Here is a 19327-nt window from a genome sequence, read left to right on the forward strand (position 1 = left end):
TTGCCTCGCGCACTTTATTCAATCAATCTGATGACCTTCGCTACTGATCCCAAATAGCTAAACTAACCGACTACTATAGTAAAACCAGCGCAAAAAACTGTTCCAAGCATCAGAATCCTAATTTAGGCTTTATATGACGACTTACTCTCACCTTTCGATAGTTAACACTGAGAAACGCCACCAAAAAAGCATTAACACCTAAAAATAGGTGTTTCAGACAACCATAATAAGATCATTATCTTTTTTATTGCTTTAAATTAGATATTTAATCCTTTATTTGTCGTTTGTTTTTAGCTATTGTGCCTGCAACAAAGTCAAAGAAGTGTTTGGCTCGTATTTTCAGCATTTTCGAGGTGTAGATGCGCCCTATTATCAAATCCAACAAATTAGATTCTGTATGTTACGACATTCGTGGTCCAGTACATAAAGAAGCCCGTCGTCTAGAAGATGAAGGTCACCGTATTCTTAAACTGAATATCGGTAACCCTGCCCCATTTGGATTTGAGGCCCCTGAAGAGATCGTTCGTGACGTTATTTTAAACCTGCCAAGCGCACAAGGTTACTGTGAATCGAAAGGTCTATTTTCTGCCCGTAAAGCGATTGTGCAACATTACCAATCACAAGGGATCTTTGGTGTAGACATCGAAGACATTTACATTGGTAACGGTGTATCTGAGCTTATCGTGATGGCGATGCAAGGTTTGCTTAATAGTGGTGATGAAGTACTAGTACCCTCTCCTGATTATCCATTATGGACGGCTTCAGTTCATTTATCTGGCGGTAAAGCACAGCATTATCGCTGTGATGAAGAATCAGATTGGTTCCCAGATCTTGAAGATATCAAAAGTAAAATCACGCCAAGAACCCGCGGTATTGTGTTAATTAACCCAAATAATCCAACTGGCGCAGTGTATTCAAAAGAACTGATCTTGGAAGTAATTGAGCTATGTCGCCAAAACGACATGATTTTGTTTGCTGATGAGATTTACGACAAGATTTTATATGACGAAGCTGTACATATCCCAGCAGCGAGCCTGTCAGATGATATCTTAACCGTTACCTTTAACGGTCTTTCAAAAGTATACCGTGCAGCGGGTTTCCGTGTAGGCTGGATGATGCTTACTGGTAACAAGAAAGCCGCTAAGAGCTATGTTGAAGGCTTAGATATGCTGGCCTCTATGCGCCTGTGTGCTAACGTACCGAGCCAACATGCAATTCAAACAGCTTTGGGTGGTTATCAGAGCATTCAAGAGCTAGTACAACCTGGTGGACGTTTACGCGTTCAACGTGATGCCTGTGTGGATATGCTTAACTCTATTCCTGGTGTTAGCGTTAAAACACCAAAGGGTGCGTTATACGCCTTCGCTAAGCTTGATCAAAAGAAGTTTAACCTACGTGATGATGAGCGTTTAGTGCTCGACTTGCTAAAAGATAGGAAGATCCTATTGGTTCAAGGCTCTGCGTTTAACTATCCAGAACCTGATCACGTACGCGTGGTGTTCTTACCTTACAAAGAAGAGCTAACAAAGGCACTTTCAGAATTTGGTGATTTCCTCGGTAATTATAAGCAGTAAGCAAAAAAGCTTTTGCTAAGTAATTCATTAAATTGTTTTTTATAATAATTTAACTAGAAAAAACGACCTTCGGGTCGTTTTTTTGTATGCTGATTATGCTAGTCTCGAATAATAGAACACTTATCCGTGAGGCATACAATGAGCCACTTATTTGCCCATTTAGCTAGAATGAAATTAATTCAACGCTGGCCGTTAATGTACAACGTAAGAACAGAGAATGTACAAGAACATTCACTACAAGTCTCTATGGTTGCCCATGCGTTAGCAATCATTAGCAACAAAAAATTTGATGGCAATTACGACCCCTACCAAGCAGCCACCATTGCTATCTATCATGATGCCAGTGAAATTATTACCGGCGACCTCCCCACTCCTGTTAAATATTTCAATAAAGAGATAGAGGCTGAATATAAGAAAATTGAAGCCATTGCCGAACAACGACTACTTGAGATGGTGCCAGAAGAATTTAGAGAGGATTATCAGGCGCTACTCACTAGCGAGTACGCCGATGTCGAATATAAAGCCTTGGTTAAGTCAGCGGATACCCTTTGTGCGTACCTGAAATGTTTAGAAGAAAAGCGTGCAGGCAATACTGAATTTAACACAGCACAAAAACGCTTGGAGCAAAGACTCAAGAGCGATCCAAACCCAGCGGTAAACTATTTTATCGAGTGCTTTATTCCCAGCTTTACCCTTGATTTAGACGATATTAATAAGCTGCTTTAAGCCATTAAAGGAATGTATATGACAGACGCAGTTTGGAATGAAAGACGCTTAGGCGAGGACAAACAAAGGCGTAACGATCATCGTAGTCCCTACCAACGTGATAGAGCCAGAATATTGCATTCTGCTGCTTTTAGGCGCCTGCAGGCTAAAACTCAAGTACTTGGTGTCGGCATGAATGATTTTTATCGTACCCGCCTAACCCATTCACTAGAAGTATCACAAATCGGTACTGGCATATGTGCCCAAATTAAACAAAAACAGCCTGAGTACAATGCGCTTCTTGATTCAATGAGCCTTATCGAATCTTTGTGTCTTGCCCACGATATCGGCCATCCACCTTTTGGTCACGGTGGCGAAATAGCGCTTAACTATATGATGCGCGATAAAGGCGGTTTTGAAGGCAATGGACAAACATTTCGTATATTAACTCGGTTAGAACCCTACACTGAGTTTTATGGTATGAACTTATGCCGTAGAACATTGCTTGGGATCTTAAAGTATCCCGCCCCTTTCAGTGCTCTCTTTAGCCGCCAAAAACAGCCGGCAGTAGCCAACTTTAGGCAATTAAAGCCGGGTGATTGGATCCCTGTAAAAGGACTTTTTGATGATGACATTGAAATTTTAGATTGGGTGCTTGCGCCTTTATCTGAAAATGATCGAGCACTGTTCTTATCGAGCCATGAAGTAGAAGGTGTTAAACACAAACGTACCCGCTATAAATCATTAGATTGTTCAATCATGGAATTAGCGGATGATATTGCCTATGCGGTACACGATCTTGAAGATGCTATTGTGATGGGCATTGTTAATGAGGCGCAGTGGCGTACTGATGTCACCCTAACCTTACTAGAAACACCAGACGACTGGTTAAAGAACGAGTTCAGCACCATCAGCGAAAGATTGTTTTCCAGCAAACATCATCAGCGCAAAGATGCAATAGGCACACTGGTAAATGGTTTTGTAACGGCGATATCTATTCAAGAAAACCCTTTGTTTGAAGAGCCCCTATTAAGATATAACGCAGCCCTAGAACCCGCTTTTGCAGAAGCGCTCAATGTGCTTAAGCAATTCGTTTATAAGTATGTGATCCGCAAACCTGAAATACAAATGGTCGAGTATAAAGGGCAACAAATAGTGATGGAGTTATTTGAAGCTTTTATCTCAGATCCTGAGCGCTTATTACCGCTCAATACTCGCGAACGTTGGCTCGCCAGTGAGCAAGCAGGCGAAAACAGCTATCGCGTTATTGCCGACTATATCTCCGGTATGACAGATGAATTTGCCGCTAGATTGCATCAACATCTTTTTAGTGCCAAATCAGCCTCTATGATGGAGCTTAATTGCGAGTTCTAATGGGCTCATTTTAATAAAACTAAAAAAGGCACTCGTTCGAGTGCCTTTTTTCTTTGCTATCAAGCAGTAATCTAATCAGTACAAGTTAGTTATCCAGGGAAGAATCCTTTTACACCGGCTGCAATCACTTCGATACCGATAGACAGCATCAATAGACCCATTAAACGGGTGATCACGTTAATGCCTGTGTTGCCTAAGATCTTAAAGATAATTGGCGCCATTCTAAATAAAGTAAAACTAAGCAGTCCAAACAAGATCACTGTAATTGACATGCCAATTAAGTTTTCAAAGCTATTATGCTCAGCAGCTGAAACGATAACCGAACTAATTGCACCAGGACCAGCCATTAACGGCAAGGCTAATGGCACAACCGCAACAGATTCCATGCCCGAGGCTTCACGGTCTTCTTCTTTGTTGCGTTTTACTTCACCTAACTTACCTTGCAACATCGACATCGCAATAATTGCGATAAGCGTACCGCCTGCAATTCTAAAAGCCGACAGCGAGATGCTAAACATGTTCAAGATATGCTGGCCAGCAAATATCGTTACCAACAAAATCACTACCACAGCAAAGTTTGCAACTTTACCCGTATGGTTACGCTCAGCTTCGGTCTGATGACTGGTTAAGCTCACAAAAACCGGTAACAATCCAAATGGATTAATTATCGCAATTAAGCCGAGAAAAAATTTAACGTAGAGTGTTAAATCCAACGTCTTACCCTCAACGCGCCCAAGGCGTTATTTGTTCATTAAAAATGTGGCGCTACTCTAACTCATGACCCTTAAAACCAAAAATGAGATTTTCTATCCTAAATCACAACTTTGAATAATAGTTTTGCTGCACTCGCTTTACATTGACGTTAAACCGCAACATCCTTAAGTTATACTCGTTATAAAATTACAGTTCTCGTTGAAAATGTGGCCTTAGTCACTGCAGAATGACCTCGATAAGTGTAATTTTTATTCATAAAGTGAAGTCTAGAGCACCGGAGAATATTTAGCCAAGCGCGGTTTGGCTAAATTTTTTCAGGATTGCGATTATGACAATATCAAATGAGCAAGAACTCAACCTGCTGATAGAAAGAGTAAAGGCTGCCCAACAAATATTTGCCAATTACTCTCAACAACAAGTCGATACCATTTTTCGCGCTGCAGCACTTGCAGCTGCGGACGCACGCATAGCATTAGCAAAAGTCGCGGCCAATGAAACCCGCATGGGCGTGATAGAAGATAAAGTGATTAAGAACCACTTTGCCTCTGAGTATATTTACAATAAATATAAAGATGAAAAGACCTGCGGTATTCTTTCTGAAGACCCCACATTTGGTACGATTACCATCGCCGAACCCGTCGGCATAATCTGCGGTATTGTTCCTACGACCAATCCAACATCAACAGCAATATTTAAAGCTCTTATTAGTCTTAAAACCCGTAACGGCATTATATTCTCTCCCCACCCAAGGGCAAAAGAGTCAACCACTATGGCTGCACGCATTGTACTTGAAGCTGCGGTTGCTGCTGGCGCGCCAAAAGATATTATCGGTTGGATTGATGAACCTTCTGTCGCGCTTTCAAATCAGTTAATGACCCACAATGACATTAACCTGATCTTAGCAACGGGTGGTCCAGGTATGGTTAAAGCCGCCTACTCTTCAGGTAAACCTGCCATTGGAGTTGGCGCTGGTAATACACCGATTGTCATTGATGAAACCGCCGATATTAAACGCGCAGTGAGCTCAATATTGATGTCAAAAACCTTCGATAACGGGGTGGTTTGTGCCTCTGAACAAGCCGTTGTGGTGGTTGATGAGATCTACGATATTGTAAAACAGCGCTTTGCCAGCCATGGCGGCTACGTTTTAAATGCTGACGAAACCAAAGCGATGCAGTCTGTTATTTTAAAAGATGGCGGACTAAATGCAGATATCGTCGGCCAAAGTGCAGCTAAAATTGCCGAAATGGCAGGGATAACCGTTCATCACTCAACGAAAGTACTTATAGGCGAAGTGACAGATATTGATAACGCAGAAGCTTTTGCTCATGAAAAACTGTCACCACTACTTGCAATGTATCGCGCCAGTGATTTTGAAGATGCGGTCGATAAAGCTGAAGCTCTCGTTACCTTAGGCGGTATTGGCCATACCTCAGGTTTGTACACCGACCAAGATACCCAAACAGACAGAGTTAAAGCATTTGGCTTTAGAATGAAAACCGCCAGGATCTTAATTAATACGCCTGCATCTCAGGGCGGTATTGGCGATTTGTATAACTTTAAGTTAGCGCCGTCGCTCACTTTAGGCTGTGGTTCATGGGGTGGTAACTCAATTTCTGAAAATGTCGGCCCAAGTCATCTTATCAACAAGAAGACCGTCGCTAAGCGAGCTGAAAATATGTTGTGGCATAAACTTCCCTCTTCTATTTATTTCCGCCGTGGCAGCTTACCTATCGCACTTGAGGAGTTAAGCGATAAAAAACGGGCGCTCATCGTTACCGACAAGTACTTGTTCAATAATGGTTACTGCGATGAAACCATTAAAATCCTCAAGTCCCAAGGGTTAGAGACTGAAGTCTTTTATGAAGTTGAAGCCGACCCAACCATGCACATAGTTAAGCAAGGCGCTAAAGTGGCCCAGAGCTTTCAGCCGGATGTGATTATAGCGCTCGGGGGCGGCTCTCCGATGGATGCGGCAAAAATCATCTGGGTTATGTATGAACACCCCGATGTTGATTTTGCCGATTTAGCACTGCGCTTTATGGATATCACTAAGCGGATTTATAAGTTTCCAAAGCTTGGCCGTAAAGCCAAAATGGTGGCTATCCCAACGACCTCTGGTACAGGCTCAGAGGTAACGCCATTTGCAGTGGTCACAGACGAACAAACCGGCATGAAGTACCCTATCGCCGACTATGAGTTGACGCCAAACATGGCCATTGTCGACCCAAACCTCGTGATGGACATGCCAAAGTCACTGACCGCTTTTGGCGGCATTGATGCTGTCACGCATGCATTAGAAGCCTATGTGAGCGTAATGGCTAACGAATATAGTGATGGACAGGCGCTGCAAGCGCTAGACTTGTTATTTACCCACTTGCCCGATGCCTATGAGCATGGTGCCAATGCTCCAGTCGCGAGAGAAAAGGTTCATAACGGCGCAACCATTGCGGGTATCGCATTTGCTAATGCCTTTTTAGGTATTTGCCACTCAATGGCACACAAGCTGGGAGCTGAGTTTCACCTCGCTCATGGTTTAGCGAATGCTTTACTGATCAGCAATGTGATCCGCTTTAACGCAACAGACATGCCAACCAAGCAGGCTGCATTTAGTCAATATGATAGACCGAAAGCACTTTGCCGCTATGCAAAGATTGCTGAACATTTAAAACTGGAAGACGCGATAGGCGAAGGCATTACTGATGAAGAAAAAGTCGAAGCGCTCATTAAAAAAATTGATGAGCTCAAGGAGACGATTGGCATTCCATGCTCAATCCAAGCAGCGGGGGTCAACGAGGCCGATTTTATTGCCAAACTCGACGAGTTAGCCGAAGATGCTTTCGATGACCAATGCACCGGGGCCAATCCTAGATACCCGCTCATTGCCGAGCTTAAGCAAGTCTTGTTAGCAAGCTACTATGGCAATGATTACCGCGATGAGTAGTACTCAGTACTGCTAATTGAATTGCCTCTTAAACGGATAAAACCTAGCCAATATTGGCTAGGTTTTATCTTTATACTGATGAGTACTATCAGTTTTTTACCGCTCAGTTTTTGCGCTCTCTGTTTACCGACAAGTTTTGGCCGTAACTCTCCTGTTTAATACCCGCTCAATAACCACACATAAAACAGCCCCTGTTATGTAAGCGATTAAGTCTAGCCAATCAAAGGTCGCGCCCAAAATGGTACCTATTACAGAGCCTGGTTCTATCCCAAGTAACTTAGGCACTCTAATGTATTGGGCAAACTCAACACTAAAAGCTATTGATAACGTCATCAAGATTAATGTCCGAGTTCTAAGGGGTAAAAAGCTCGCCAGTAAATAATATAACCACACCACGACCAGCACATCTCCGAGTATCGGTCTAATAAACGTGTCTCGAACAAAGAGTGCAATAAAGACCAGCACAAATAACAGGCTCAAGCTTATTAATGCCTTTACAGGGCTGACCCCAAAGTAACACTCTCGCGCCGCGAGCGGTTTATCATTTATTTTGCCAACCAACATCTTATTGACCGTCATTCTCAAGCTCCGGCGGAACGTCTTTGTTTATAACTGAGTGGTCTGCGTTTTTTGCATACCAATCAACATGTCGAGTCAGTAGCATCAACAAACTCAAAATTGCAAAGCACAATAGACTTCCCATCAACAAGGCATAGCTTTCAGCTTGTAGCAATCCAAACAACAAGCCATAAAGTCCCATTAAACAGAGCCCAAACAGCTTGCCCTGTTTTGGGTTTGCCAACATTCCGCCGACATAAATACTCAACAAAACTGTTGAGGCGATAGCTGACAAAACATAAGCCCAATTAAAGCCAAGGTGCTCACTGAAAGAGATCAGTAATAGATAAAACAAGGCTAACGCTAAGCCTACAAAACCATATTGTACAGGGTGCATTAGGCGAGCTTGAAACAGCTCAAGTAGGAAGAAGCTGGCAAACACTAAAGTAATAACCAACAAGGAATAATTTACAGCGCGATGGGATTTAAGGTAATGATCAACCGGCTCTATTAAATCAACGCCCATCTGCCGACGGTCTAGTTCTGCACAACGACCAGAATCAATCATACAACGTTCAAACAGTTGGCTAATATTGGAAGAAAAGTTGTTACTAGCCCATTGCGCGTTAAAGCCTTTATCAGAAATGTCAGATGAAATGGGTAAAAAATCCCCCGTAAAACTCGGATGCGGCCAAAGAGAATTCATTTCAACATTTGAAACTTTACCAATCGGAGTAACTTGTATCGACTCCATCCCTTGCAATAAGAAATTAAAATCAAACGTTAACGGCTGCAGCTTAATATCGGCAGAACCGTTGTTAGAAGTACTATCTTTCCATGCTAACAACTGAGTAAAGTCAAGATTGGTATGAAATCCTTGGGCAAATTGATTGAGTCCCGTGCCTGGCTGGATTTCAATACTTTTTCCATCCAGTGTCATTTTATTGAGTTTGATTAGGCCCCGACTATCACTAACCCCAACAACCATAGACACACTGTTTATCTTATCTCGGCCAATCTGTGTTAAAGGGCTTAAGTCAAACGTACCCGTTAGCCGACTATCTGCTTTATAAAGGCGCGCTTGATAGATCCCCCGATATTTAGCATAGCTTTCCAGATCAGCATTAAAATTAAAGGTTTCCGGTAAAATGTATTGACGGTGCTCAGTAAAATACTGCTTACCTTCATGATTGACCATTTCAGTGTAATTAACGCTAATGAAAGGCCCGATAATCCTTTGTTCACCAGTGCTACTTCGCGCAATTTCGTTTCGCACCTCTTCTAATCGATATGAGCGCTCTGAGATCAAGTTACTCACCATAGATAAAGGGATCTGCAGCAATACAAAAAGCAAAAGTACAAATCCAAATTTCGCTACGGTCTGATTATTAAGTATATTTTTCAAAGGTAATTCTCCAACTGTTGATGACTGTATTTTAAAATCAACAGTTGGGGATTAAATGGAGCGAATATGGAGATTAGATGGAGTTTGCAGTCAAAGGCAATATAAGGGTGACTTTAACGCCTTGCGAGACATTTTCTATATTGAGTGTGCCATGATGCAACTTGACCACCTGCTCAACAAAATTAAGCCCTAAACCGGTACTTTTAATGCCAGTTTTACGCGGTAATGAGTAGAAACGTTCAATAATGCGCGCCATAGCGTAATCAGGAATATGCGGGCCGGTATTATAAATAGCTAGCTGGAGTCCGTCCTTCACAGGTAATAGTGACCACTGAATAGTTCCGTTTGGTTCTACAAAATCTATTGCGTTATCCATCAAGTTAAACAGTGCTTGTTGAAATAAAAAGTTGTCTCCAAGTACTGAGGAATTGCTGAGTTTTTCCAGCGATAAGGCGCAATCAAATTGGCATACCACAGATTTAGTGACAAAACGCACTTCTGAAGCGAGATTAATTTGGTTAATCATATCGATAAGATTAATCGGCGCCAAAGAATCTAATTGTGGCCGTTTCTCTAAGCGGGCTAACTCTAGCAGTTTATCGATTAAAGACTGCATGCGGTCAGCTTCTCGCTCAATATTAGCCGAGAAACGGTGCACTTTATCGGTTGATAATGGTGTTTGCAGAATTTCGCTAGCACCTTTTATCGCAGACAGTGGGCTTTTAAGTTCATGGGTGAGCGTTTCAACATATTGCTCCACATACTTTTTACCATCTATTTGCTCGCGCATCTTTTCTAATGCATGACTTAAATTGGCATATTCGTAAAAAACGCGGAATGTCGGTTTAACCACTTTTTCACCACGGCCCATTTTATCAGCGTAGTTTTCCAACTTATGTAGCGCTGAATGGATCCGCCACGAAAACAAAGCGCCCGCAATAAGTACTAAACCACTCATCAATACCATCCAATACAACACATTGCGTTTAGAGATATCAATATAGGGCTGTACTGAGCGGTTGGCTTTAGCCACTGTGACGCTGCCGATAATCGAATTGTTATGGTAGATGGGTGCTGCTACATGCATGACGGTTGATAAAGGGTCATTGGGATCTTCCGTGGTACTGCGCGCACCGTATTGGCCTCGCAGGGTAAGGTACACATCATTCCATTTTGAATAGTCTTCGCCTACATCTTGTTGCCAAGAGTCGGCAATCACTATGCCGTTTTTATCGGTAATATAAATCCGGTGGTTGAGCGCTTTTTTACCCAGCTCCCATCTACGCGCTTGCGGCTCTCGCTGCCCGTAAGCCGCAAGTAACTTAGAGAACCGGCTTTCAGAAATTCGGTCATTGGCAACCTCTTCTTCTGCCAGAACGGCTAACAGATTAGCCATATCGATAAGCGTCTCTTCCGTCGTTTGCCGAACCGTAGGCTTAAGCTCTTGTATAACAGTGGTGCTCACCATGTAAGCAGTGATCCCGACCAAGATAAAGTACAGAGAGAAGAGTCTTAGGCCTAATGGGATTTTTGGCCAACGAGTCATTAAAGTGAACTCTCAGAATAAAAGTAGCCAAATCCGCGTTTAGTCTTGATCAAATCGTCCAAACCATAAGATCTCAGTTTATTGCGAATGGCTTTGATATGGGAATCGATGTTACGTTCATAGGAAGCGGAAGGTGCGATATCTGCAGCAAGCAGCAACTGCTCACGGCTTAGTACATTTGCATTGCTGTTAATAAGTTTATCAAGGATTTTGAATTCAACTGCAGTTAAACCGATCATCTGACCATTAACGCAGTAGTCGTAATTGGCTGATTGCAAAAGACTGGCGGTGATATCTATGCTGTTACAGTTTTCAACTTCAATCGGGGTAGAAACGGGCTTTTTAATGCGTAATTTAATGCGGGCAAGCATTTCACGTGGGCTAAATGGCTTAGTCACATAATCATCAGCGCCAATCTCTAATCCAACTACCCGGTCTATTTCATCATTTCTTGCGGTTAAAAAGATAATCGCCACGTCAGAAAATTCGCGTATGGTTTTACAAAGCTCAAAACCGTTCACATCAGGCAGGCCAACATCAAGCACGACCAGTTCAACATTGTTGCCAGCAACATAGGCTAAACCTTGTTCACCTGTTGCAAACCAACAAACATTAAAACCATCCATTTCCAGTACATGAATGAGATTGTCTGCAATAGCTGGCTCGTCTTCAATAATGACTACCGTCGCTTTAGCACTCAATGAGTTAACCCTTTTAGATTATTTATGGGCAGCAAGCTTAACGTAGAGCGGGTGTATAAATCGACATATTAATCATATTGTTGAAGCTATATGCCGCTAAAAGTGCTAGTGCTAACAGTAAACGATACTTATATGCTACAAACGCTTTATTTAGGTAATACGATTTGTCTATTGCTCTTCATAACAAAGCAGAAGTTAACAGTTAGAGCTAAGAGTATTCTAATATTCTATAACCTTGCTAGGTTATTAAAAATTAGCTACCTTAGTACAAAACAATGAAGCCAATAAGGACTCTAGCTTGCATTGTGACTCCATAAAAATACTGTAAAGGGAAATGCCCTCCTAAACTCTGAGATGTAAGGACACACCTTTGAATATCAATGCCACAATTGCTGGTCAAATTATTTTCATCAATTTTATATTGATGGTTTTTCTCACTATAAAGACAGCTAAAGGTAAATCAAACAACTTACCTTTAATCGGTTTCTATTCTAGCTTGTTAAGTTTTATTTTCTTTCCAGCTAGCTGGCTATATTTATGGTATTGGTCAAAAATGCCTACAATAGAAAAACTGTCATACAAATGAACCCTCGATTATAAACAAACATCTAATCTACTTCGTTTATTATCCAAGACTGTCTCAAAAAAGCACATAAATAAACGCTATAAATTTAATATTCATAGCGTTTATTATGCTCTTAATTAGTGGACATTTTTATGCAACGGATTTTGTCTTGGCCTCCTTTCGGTAAGCATGTAATAAAGGTTCGGTGTAACCAGACGGTTGCTGCTTACCTTTAAAAATCAAATCGCAAGCAGCCCTAAAGGCGATACCCTCAAAACCTGGTGCCATATTTATATATTCACTATCGGTTTGATTTTGCTTATCAACCACTAGCGCCATCTTTTTAAGTGATGCCATCACCTCATCTTTAGTGCAAACACCGTGGTGTATCCAATTAGCAAGGTATTGCGATGAAATACGTAAAGTCGCCCTGTCTTCCATCAAACCAACATTATTAATATCAGGCACCTTTGAGCAACCTACGCCTTGATCAATCCAGCGAACCACATAACCTAAAATACCTTGGGCATTATTATCGAGCTCAAACTGTTTTTGCTCGCGCGTCAGCTCGCTCAACTCTTGCATTAAAGGCAGGGTTAATAAGTCATCTAGACTTGCTCGCTTACGCTGCTTTAACTCTTGCTGCACATCAGTCACTTTCACTTGATGATAGTGGGTTGAATGTAGAACCGCGCCATTGGGTGATGGCACCCAAGCCGTATTAGCACCCGCTTTTGGATGACCTATTTTTTGCTCTAGCATGGCTGCCATTTCGTCTGGCATCGGCCACATACCCTTACCTATCTGGGCACGACCTTGTAAGCCACACTCAAGTCCAATATCAACATTCCAGTCTTCATAAGCTTTAATCCATGGTTGTTGTTTCATCACTGATTTTGCAACGAATGGACCAGCTAGCATAGACGTATGAATTTCATCACCGGTTCTGTCCAAAAACCCGGTATTAATAAACACCACCCGTTCACGCGCAGCGCGAATACACTCTTTCAGGTTCACTGTGGTGCGGCGCTCTTCATCCATAATGCCGACTTTGATGGTGTTGCGTGCCAGTTTGAACGCGTCTTCTATTCGGGTAAACAGCTCACAGGTAAATGCCACTTCTTCAGGACCATGCATTTTTGGTTTAACAATATTTATCGACCCTTTGCGGCTATTACTGCGCTGGTTATTATTACCCTTTAGATCGTGGATAGCTGCAAAAACTGTCACCATGCCATCCAAAAAGCCCTCAGGCACTTCGTCACCGTTTTTATCAAGTACTGCATCGTTAGTCATCAAGTGACCTACGTTACGCACAAACAGTAGACTACGTCCGGGCAAAACAATACTCTTACCGTCTGCGGCGCAATACACTCTGTCGTCGTTAAGCTCACGCGTTATTTTTTTACCGTTCTTATTTAGGTTTGCGCTGAGGTTACCCTGCATCAGACCTAACCAATTACGATAGATCTCGACTTTATCTTCAGCATCAACCGCCGCAACTGAATCCTCACAATCCATAATGGTGGTGACAGCCGCTTCCACCAATAAATCTTTAACCCCAGCCGAGTCGGTTTGCCCAATGACACTTGAGCGGTCAATTTGGATTTCTATATGCAATCCATTATTGACTAGAAGTACTGCACTTGGGCTTGCAGGACCTCCATTAAAGCCGACAAATCGCTGTGGATGCAGTAACCCTGTTTGAGTGCCATCGTTAAATTTAACTTGTAGCTTTTGATCTTCAATAAAGTATTGCGTAACGTCTGCATGAGAACCGACAGCTAAAGGCGCTGCGGTATCTAAATGCTTTTTAGCGAAAGCAATCACTTTAGTGCCGCGGATTGGATTATAAGTTTTGCTTATCTCAGCGCCGTCATCGACAGAAATAGCATCTGTGCCATAGAGCGCATCATATAAACTGCCCCAGCGAGCGTTGGCTGCATTGAGCGCAAAACGGGCATTTTTAACCGGCACCACTAACTGAGGGCCCGCTTGAGAGGTAATTTCAGTGTCAATGTTTTCTGTGGTTATGGCAAACGGCTCCCCCTCTTTAACCAAGTAACCAATGTCGGCTAAAAAGGCTTTATAGTCTGACAATACAAATGGTTTGCCTGCGTTACCTTGATGCCATTCATCTATTTGCTGTTGGATCTGTTCACGCTTTTGCAGTAAGGCCCTATTGACGGGACCTAATTGATTAACGATCTCTTCAAACTTGCGCCAAAAGATTTGTGAACTAATCCCTGTACCAGGGCAAATTTCACTATCGACTAGATCCCAAAGTGGTTTTGCAATTTGTAAACCACCAACTTTAATACGTGCAGTCATAATATGCCCTTAATTGTCCATTTAACGCTCTACGCGATTCACATCGTTTTCACTTGAACCTTCATATCTTATCTAATAATTAGCTTATTATTTGCTTTTGGTTCTAGTTACGCTTAGCCGTTTACGTTCTTGAGAACAGAAATTATCCATAAAGTACTAGCCTATACCCTACACATGGTATTTATGAAATTTATACTATTTATACCCGGCATTCACACTGGTTATCAAAAATAGGCCTTTTGCGTAAATAAACAACTATGGTGTAAGTTTGTTACTTAAATCAGGCTTCACGACCAAAACTGTCAGCAGTTTGTGTGATCAATTGACGCATCCACTTATGTGCAGGGTTATGCTGTAGTAGTGGGCTCCAGGCCATGGTAAGTGCGATAGGCTGAATAATAAACGGCGGTGGAACTATGCAAACTCGCTCGTTATTCTCGTGCTGCTTTGCCATTTTACTTGGTATGGTTGCGATCAAATCTTGTTGCTCTGCCAACAAACAAGCAGCTTGATAATGGCGAGTGAACACGGTGATGCGTCGCTGTACACCAATTTTTGTTAAGGCCTCATCAACCCAACCTAACCTTTGCACATCGCCTGGATCCATTCCCACTCCCACACCCATGCCGGTTTTACTCACCCAAACATGGTTAGCTTTTAAATAGCTATCTAATGAAAACTTATCTAGAACTGGATTTGTTTTACTAATCAGACAACTAAAGTCATCACTCCATAACACTTTTTGATGAAACGACTGTGGAATACTGTCAAAGCGGTTGATCACCATATCAACTCGACCTTGCTCAACATCGGGAAAACTCACATCACTTGGGGTCATAATATCGAGGATCACATTAGGCGCTTCAGTGCGAAGTCTGGCGATAAGTGGTGGGATTAACGTGGCTTCAGCGTAGTCGCTAGCCATGACTCTGAACACTTGCTCGCTTTCTGCGGCGTTAAACTCAGCTCGAGGTTGCACCGCTTTTTCTAAGCCAATGATTAGCTCACTAATTGTAGGCTGTAGCTCCTGTGCTCGCTCTGTAGGTGTCATGCCTTGGCTCGTTCTGATCAGCAAGGGATCATCAAATAACGTACGTAGTCTTTTTAAGCCATTACTCATAGCGGGCTGGCTGATCCCCAGCTGATCCGCCGCCTTTGTAACATTTTTTTCACGCAGCAACACATCAAGATAAACTAACAAATTCAAATCGATACGAGATATATTCATAAAATAAATACCGGATATAGAAACTATAAATTAGACTTATTTAAACAAATCTTACTAATATTTTCAACGTAATCAATCGCCGCTAATCATATTGTTAAAGGAATAGACACATGACAAATTACAGAACAAACATCGATGAAGCTGCTACCTTGATTAATGGTGAAGGTAGTGCATGGAATGCAATCAACCCAGAGTCTGTAGCCCGTATGCGTCTACAAAACCGTTTTAAAACGGGTTTGGATATTGCTAAATACACTGCAAAAATTATGCGTGAAGATATGGACAACTACGACAAAGACTCGTCGCAGTACACCCAATCTTTAGGTTGCTGGCATGGATTTATTGGTCAGCAAAAAATGATATCTATTAAAAAGCATTTGCTTACCACTAAGCGCCGTTACCTTTACCTTTCGGGTTGGATGGTTGCAGCACTGCGCAGTGAGTTTGGTCCCCTTCCTGACCAATCAATGCATGAAAAGACTTCTGTAGCTTCGCTTATCAAAGAGCTATACACCTTCTTGCGCCAAGCTGATGCCCGTGAACTCGGTGGTCTATTTCGCCAACTAGATGCTGCAGCAGAATCTGAAAAAGCGGCAATCCAAGCAAAAATTGATAACTTCGAAACCCATGTTGTACCGATTATTGCTGATATCGATGCCGGTTTTGGTAACGAAGAAGCGACTTACCTGATGGCTAAGCAGATGATCGAAGCTGGCGCATGTTGTATTCAGCTTGAAAACCAAGTGTCTGACGTTAAGCAATGTGGTCACCAGGACGGTAAAGTTACCGTACCCCACGTTGAGTTCTTAGCAAAAATCAACGCTGTTCGTTATGCATTCCTAGAGCTAGGCATTGATGATGGTGTGATTGTGGCGCGTACAGATTCATTAGGCGCAGGCCTAACGCAAAAAATTGCCGTAACCAATGAAGCTGGCGATTTAGGCGACCAATACAACTCATTCTTACAAGTTGAAGCGGTAGATGCAGCCAATCTTGCTAATGGTGATGTGGTTTTTCAGCAAAATGGCCAACTTGTTAAGCCATCACGTTTACCAAACGGCTTATTCCAGTTCCGTGCTGGCACAGGTGAAGAACGTTGTGTACTTGACTGCATTACGTCACTACAAAACGGAGCTGACTTACTGTGGATTGAAACAGAAAAGCCGCACGTTGCACAGATTGGCGCAATGGTAAACAAGATCCGTGAAACCATTCCGAACGCAAAGCTGGTTTACAACAACTCGCCATCGTTTAACTGGACGCTAAACTTCCGTCAGCAAGTTTTCGATTTAATGAATGAAGCAGGTCAAGACGTATCCGCTTATGACCGTGACAAGCTAATGAGCGTGGACTACGACAATACCGAGCTAGCTGTACAAGCTGATGAAAAAATTCGTACCTTCCAAGCTGATGCTGCACGTGAAGCCGGTATTTTCCATCACTTGATTACACTACCGACTTACCATACTGCTGCGCTATCGACTGATAACTTAGCGAAAGAGTATTTCGGCGACCAAGGCATGCTTGGTTATGTAGCCAATGTTCAGCGTAAAGAGATCCGCCAAGGTATCGCCTGCGTTAAACACCAAAACATGGCAGGTTCAGATATGGGTGATGATCACAAAGAGTACTTCTCTGGTGACCAAGCACTAAAAGCATCTGGTAAAGATAACACCATGAACCAATTTAGCTAAGTCGTCATTTAATCTTGAGTTTTTGAAGTGGACTTAAGTATTTAATGAGCTAATTATGAAAGGCCTGCTAGTAAGCAGGCCTTTTTACTATATGTGGCCTCTTCCTACTTAGACTGACGTTTTCTTTCTATAAAAAAGATACTTTAAGGTCTTGTAAAACAATAACTTATTGCAATAAAAATACCCGTTATTCTATTTGTATTGAAATTATTCAAACCAAACATATCACTTAATAACAATTAGATTTGTATTAACCAACAAAATATATGTTTAACATATTTTATTGGGTTGCAATAAAAACTGTGACTAACTTAACGTTAGCGGTCATTTGTATCAAAACGTATCAATGGCTACTTGTGATTGTATCATGAGGACGTTAGTCTGCGGCGCATGTACCTGTAGCCAGACTAAACCATGCGATTAAATACCTTTTCAATCTTCACCCAGCTTCACTTATTATGCTTTTTGCTAGTTCTTAGGATTTTTAAACATAGCACTGTTACAATTCTTCTCGATTCACCTAAGTCATTCGCAACAAAGCAAACACCAAATCTAACCGCAAATTGTTGTTTGTCATCAACTAAAAACAACGGTTTCACTCTAGTGGAGCTGGTCGTTGTTATTATGCTTTTAGGGGTTATTACGGTACTTGCTGTGCCTAAGTTTACAGGTTTTGGCCAAGAAGCTAGGATCTCACAACTTAAAAGCTTGGCTGCGAACATAAACAGTCAAAACCAGCTTGTTTACAGCAAAAGTGTACTCGACAATATTGAACAGCTTGAAGGCTGCAGCTATCAATGTGGTGGACACCCTAATTGGGATGTCATGGCTGGAGAATATTTTGTTGATGTTTCCGGAACTCGCCTATACGTGAGTCTAGGCTATCCACTGCCACCACTTTCTTATAGTCCTGCTGTCGAGCCTAATTATAGAATAGCATTTGGCTTACCAGAATCAGACTTTGTGTTCACTCAGGTTTGGCATCATGGTTCAGCAACCGCTATAGTCCCTGCTCAATTGCGCCATAAACTCAATGAAATTAAAGATGGTCGTTTTCAGTGCCATATTGAATATACGTCACCAACACCCACAACGAGGTACAAACTGCAGGTTTACTCACAAAATTGCTAATCTCTCCAAATCATTTTGATTAGAGCGAGAAAGCATCACTTTAGTGCGGCCTAAACACAATACTGTGAATCTATATTTCAATGAAAGCAGTTCAGTACAATCTTATTTAGCAGAAGATGTAGCTTGAAAGTTATAAACAAATTACCAAATGAACAATGGCTTATAGCTAAGTGTGAGCTTACGCTCAATATCAAAATAACCTCTTTAAGCCTCGTAAAACGCCGCTTGTTAAGACTGAGAACAATCGATAGTCTTCGCACTTTTGTAAACTCAGACAGATTGTATGCGCGCACAAAACAAGCCTATAAGCGGCTTTACAATAATTGAACTCGTTATGGTCATCGTTATACTTGCGATAATCGCTGTAATCGCTTTACCCAAGTTACTGGCTTTAGGAAGAGACGCACAAATTGCTCAGCTTCAAAATATCGCGAGTAAAGTGAATGCTCAAAGCAAAATGATTTATACAAAGAGCGCGATCGAGAACATCCATACTCTTGCAGGCTGTTCTCTATTTTCTAAACATCCACATTGTCATCGTCTATTTGGTGAATACTATATTGAAGTGGGTGGTACTAAAGTCTTTGTTAGCAATGGCTACCCGCTTGCGCCAATTAAGACCAACAATATCATCAATAATAACTATCGCAGTGCTTTTGGTTTACCTAAGGAGGAATTCCTGATCGCTAGGGCTTCACTTCTCAGTTCCACCACTGCAGTGATCGTACCGATTAAATGGCAGGATAAATTAGCTGATATACGCAATCGACGCTTTCATTGTCATATTGAGTACCGTCAGCCGACTAAACAGCGTGAATACTCAGTCGAAGTGTTTAGCCAAGACTGTTGAACCTAAA

General features: G+C 42.0%; 14 protein-coding genes. 7 read left to right on the top strand and 7 right to left on the bottom strand.

Annotated elements, in window-relative coordinates; all coding sequences use genetic code 11:
• Nucleotides 1-359: 359 nt before the first annotated feature.
• The 3 genes from L2747_RS00585 (at nucleotide 360) to L2747_RS00595 (ending at nucleotide 3653) form a co-directional block, all read left to right on the top strand.
• Nucleotides 360-1574 carry a pyridoxal phosphate-dependent aminotransferase gene (locus L2747_RS00585; protein ID WP_248997190.1) on the top strand — a complete coding sequence of 405 codons (1215 nt, stop codon included), beginning with the start codon at nucleotides 360-362 and terminating at the stop codon, nucleotides 1572-1574.
• 138 nt (nucleotides 1575-1712) lie between these two features.
• Entirely contained in the window at nucleotides 1713-2300 is a 588-nt protein-coding gene (gene yfbR / locus L2747_RS00590) for a 5'-deoxynucleotidase (RefSeq protein ID WP_248997191.1), read from the top strand.
• 18 nt (nucleotides 2301-2318) lie between these two features.
• Nucleotides 2319-3653, top strand: a complete 1335-nt coding sequence (locus L2747_RS00595; RefSeq protein ID WP_248997192.1) for an anti-phage deoxyguanosine triphosphatase — start codon at nucleotides 2319-2321, stop codon at nucleotides 3651-3653.
• An 89-nt stretch (nucleotides 3654-3742) separates the two neighbouring features.
• Here the strand turns inward: L2747_RS00595 and L2747_RS00600 are convergent, their stop codons facing one another.
• Nucleotides 3743-4366 carry a YchE family NAAT transporter gene (locus tag L2747_RS00600; protein ID WP_248997193.1) on the bottom strand — a complete coding sequence of 208 codons (624 nt, stop codon included), beginning with the start codon at nucleotides 4364-4366 and terminating at the stop codon, nucleotides 3743-3745.
• A 329-nt stretch (nucleotides 4367-4695) separates the two neighbouring features.
• Between L2747_RS00600 and adhE the strand changes: the two genes are divergently transcribed.
• Nucleotides 4696-7311, top strand: a complete 2616-nt coding sequence (gene adhE / locus L2747_RS00605) for a bifunctional acetaldehyde-CoA/alcohol dehydrogenase (protein ID WP_248997194.1) — start codon at nucleotides 4696-4698, stop codon at nucleotides 7309-7311.
• Between the two features lie 123 nt (nucleotides 7312-7434).
• Here adhE and L2747_RS00610 read toward each other — a convergent pair whose 3' ends face one another.
• The 6 genes from L2747_RS00610 to L2747_RS00635 all read right to left on the bottom strand — a co-directional run bounded on the left by L2747_RS00610 (nucleotide 7435) and on the right by L2747_RS00635 (nucleotide 15645).
• Nucleotides 7435-7890, bottom strand: coding sequence for a ribosomal maturation YjgA family protein (locus L2747_RS00610; RefSeq protein ID WP_248997195.1), 456 nt, complete (start codon nucleotides 7888-7890; stop codon nucleotides 7435-7437).
• Entirely contained in the window at nucleotides 7877-9274 is a 1398-nt protein-coding gene (gene creD, locus L2747_RS00615; RefSeq protein ID WP_248997196.1) for a cell envelope integrity protein CreD, read from the bottom strand. Before creD ends, L2747_RS00610 begins: the two co-directional genes overlap by 14 nt.
• A 73-nt stretch (nucleotides 9275-9347) precedes the next feature.
• Entirely contained in the window at nucleotides 9348-10820 is a 1473-nt protein-coding gene (gene creC / locus L2747_RS00620) for a two-component system sensor histidine kinase CreC (protein ID WP_248997197.1), read from the bottom strand.
• A complete protein-coding gene (locus tag L2747_RS00625) occupies nucleotides 10820-11521 on the bottom strand; it encodes a response regulator (protein ID WP_248997198.1) in 702 nt (233 codons plus the stop codon). Before L2747_RS00625 ends, creC begins: the two co-directional genes overlap by 1 nt.
• A 715-nt stretch (nucleotides 11522-12236) precedes the next feature.
• A complete protein-coding gene (locus tag L2747_RS00630) occupies nucleotides 12237-14417 on the bottom strand; it encodes a malate synthase G (protein ID WP_248997199.1) in 2181 nt (726 codons plus the stop codon).
• Between the two features lie 280 nt (nucleotides 14418-14697).
• A complete protein-coding gene (locus tag L2747_RS00635; RefSeq protein WP_248997200.1) occupies nucleotides 14698-15645 on the bottom strand; it encodes a LysR family transcriptional regulator in 948 nt (315 codons plus the stop codon).
• A 110-nt stretch (nucleotides 15646-15755) separates the two neighbouring features.
• Here L2747_RS00635 and L2747_RS00640 point away from each other — a divergent pair, with 110 nt between their 5' ends.
• The 3 genes from L2747_RS00640 to L2747_RS00650 all read left to right on the top strand — a co-directional run bounded on the left by L2747_RS00640 (nucleotide 15756) and on the right by L2747_RS00650 (nucleotide 19320).
• The gene (locus tag L2747_RS00640; RefSeq protein ID WP_248997201.1) at nucleotides 15756-17339 is read left to right on the top strand and encodes an isocitrate lyase; all 1584 of its coding nucleotides are present in this window, start codon (nucleotides 15756-15758) and stop codon (nucleotides 17337-17339) included.
• A 570-nt stretch (nucleotides 17340-17909) separates the two neighbouring features.
• Entirely contained in the window at nucleotides 17910-18470 is a 561-nt protein-coding gene (locus tag L2747_RS00645; protein ID WP_283107108.1) for a type II secretion system protein, read from the top strand.
• Between the two features lie 283 nt (nucleotides 18471-18753).
• On the top strand, nucleotides 18754-19320 hold the full coding sequence (locus L2747_RS00650) for a prepilin-type N-terminal cleavage/methylation domain-containing protein (RefSeq protein ID WP_283107109.1): 567 nt from the start codon (nucleotides 18754-18756) through the stop codon (nucleotides 19318-19320).
• Nucleotides 19321-19327: the final 7 nt, after the last annotated feature.

Origin of the sequence: Shewanella marinintestina, from assembly GCF_023283845.1 — a bacterium.
Classification (GTDB): Bacteria; Pseudomonadota; Gammaproteobacteria; order Enterobacterales; family Shewanellaceae; genus Shewanella; species Shewanella marinintestina.

What these genes read in the sequence shown, in the direction of transcription:
- L2747_RS00585 (WP_248997190.1), top strand. Translation starts at nt 360, where the DNA reads ATGCGCCCTATTATCAAATCCAACAAATTAGATTCTGTATGTTACGAC.
- yfbR (WP_248997191.1), top strand. Translation starts at nt 1,713, where the DNA reads ATGAGCCACTTATTTGCCCATTTAGCTAGAATGAAATTAATTCAACGC.
- L2747_RS00595 (WP_248997192.1), top strand. Translation starts at nt 2,319, where the DNA reads ATGACAGACGCAGTTTGGAATGAAAGACGCTTAGGCGAGGACAAACAA.
- adhE (WP_248997194.1), top strand. Translation starts at nt 4,696, where the DNA reads ATGACAATATCAAATGAGCAAGAACTCAACCTGCTGATAGAAAGAGTA.
- L2747_RS00610 (WP_248997195.1), bottom strand. Translation starts at nt 7,890, where the DNA reads ATGACGGTCAATAAGATGTTGGTTGGCAAAATAAATGATAAACCGCTC.
- creC (WP_248997197.1), bottom strand. Translation starts at nt 10,820, where the DNA reads ATGACTCGTTGGCCAAAAATCCCATTAGGCCTAAGACTCTTCTCTCTG.
- L2747_RS00630 (WP_248997199.1), bottom strand. Translation starts at nt 14,417, where the DNA reads ATGACTGCACGTATTAAAGTTGGTGGTTTACAAATTGCAAAACCACTT.
- L2747_RS00635 (WP_248997200.1), bottom strand. Translation starts at nt 15,645, where the DNA reads ATGAATATATCTCGTATCGATTTGAATTTGTTAGTTTATCTTGATGTG.
- L2747_RS00640 (WP_248997201.1), top strand. Translation starts at nt 15,756, where the DNA reads ATGACAAATTACAGAACAAACATCGATGAAGCTGCTACCTTGATTAAT.
- L2747_RS00650 (WP_283107109.1), top strand. Translation starts at nt 18,754, where the DNA reads ATGCGCGCACAAAACAAGCCTATAAGCGGCTTTACAATAATTGAACTC.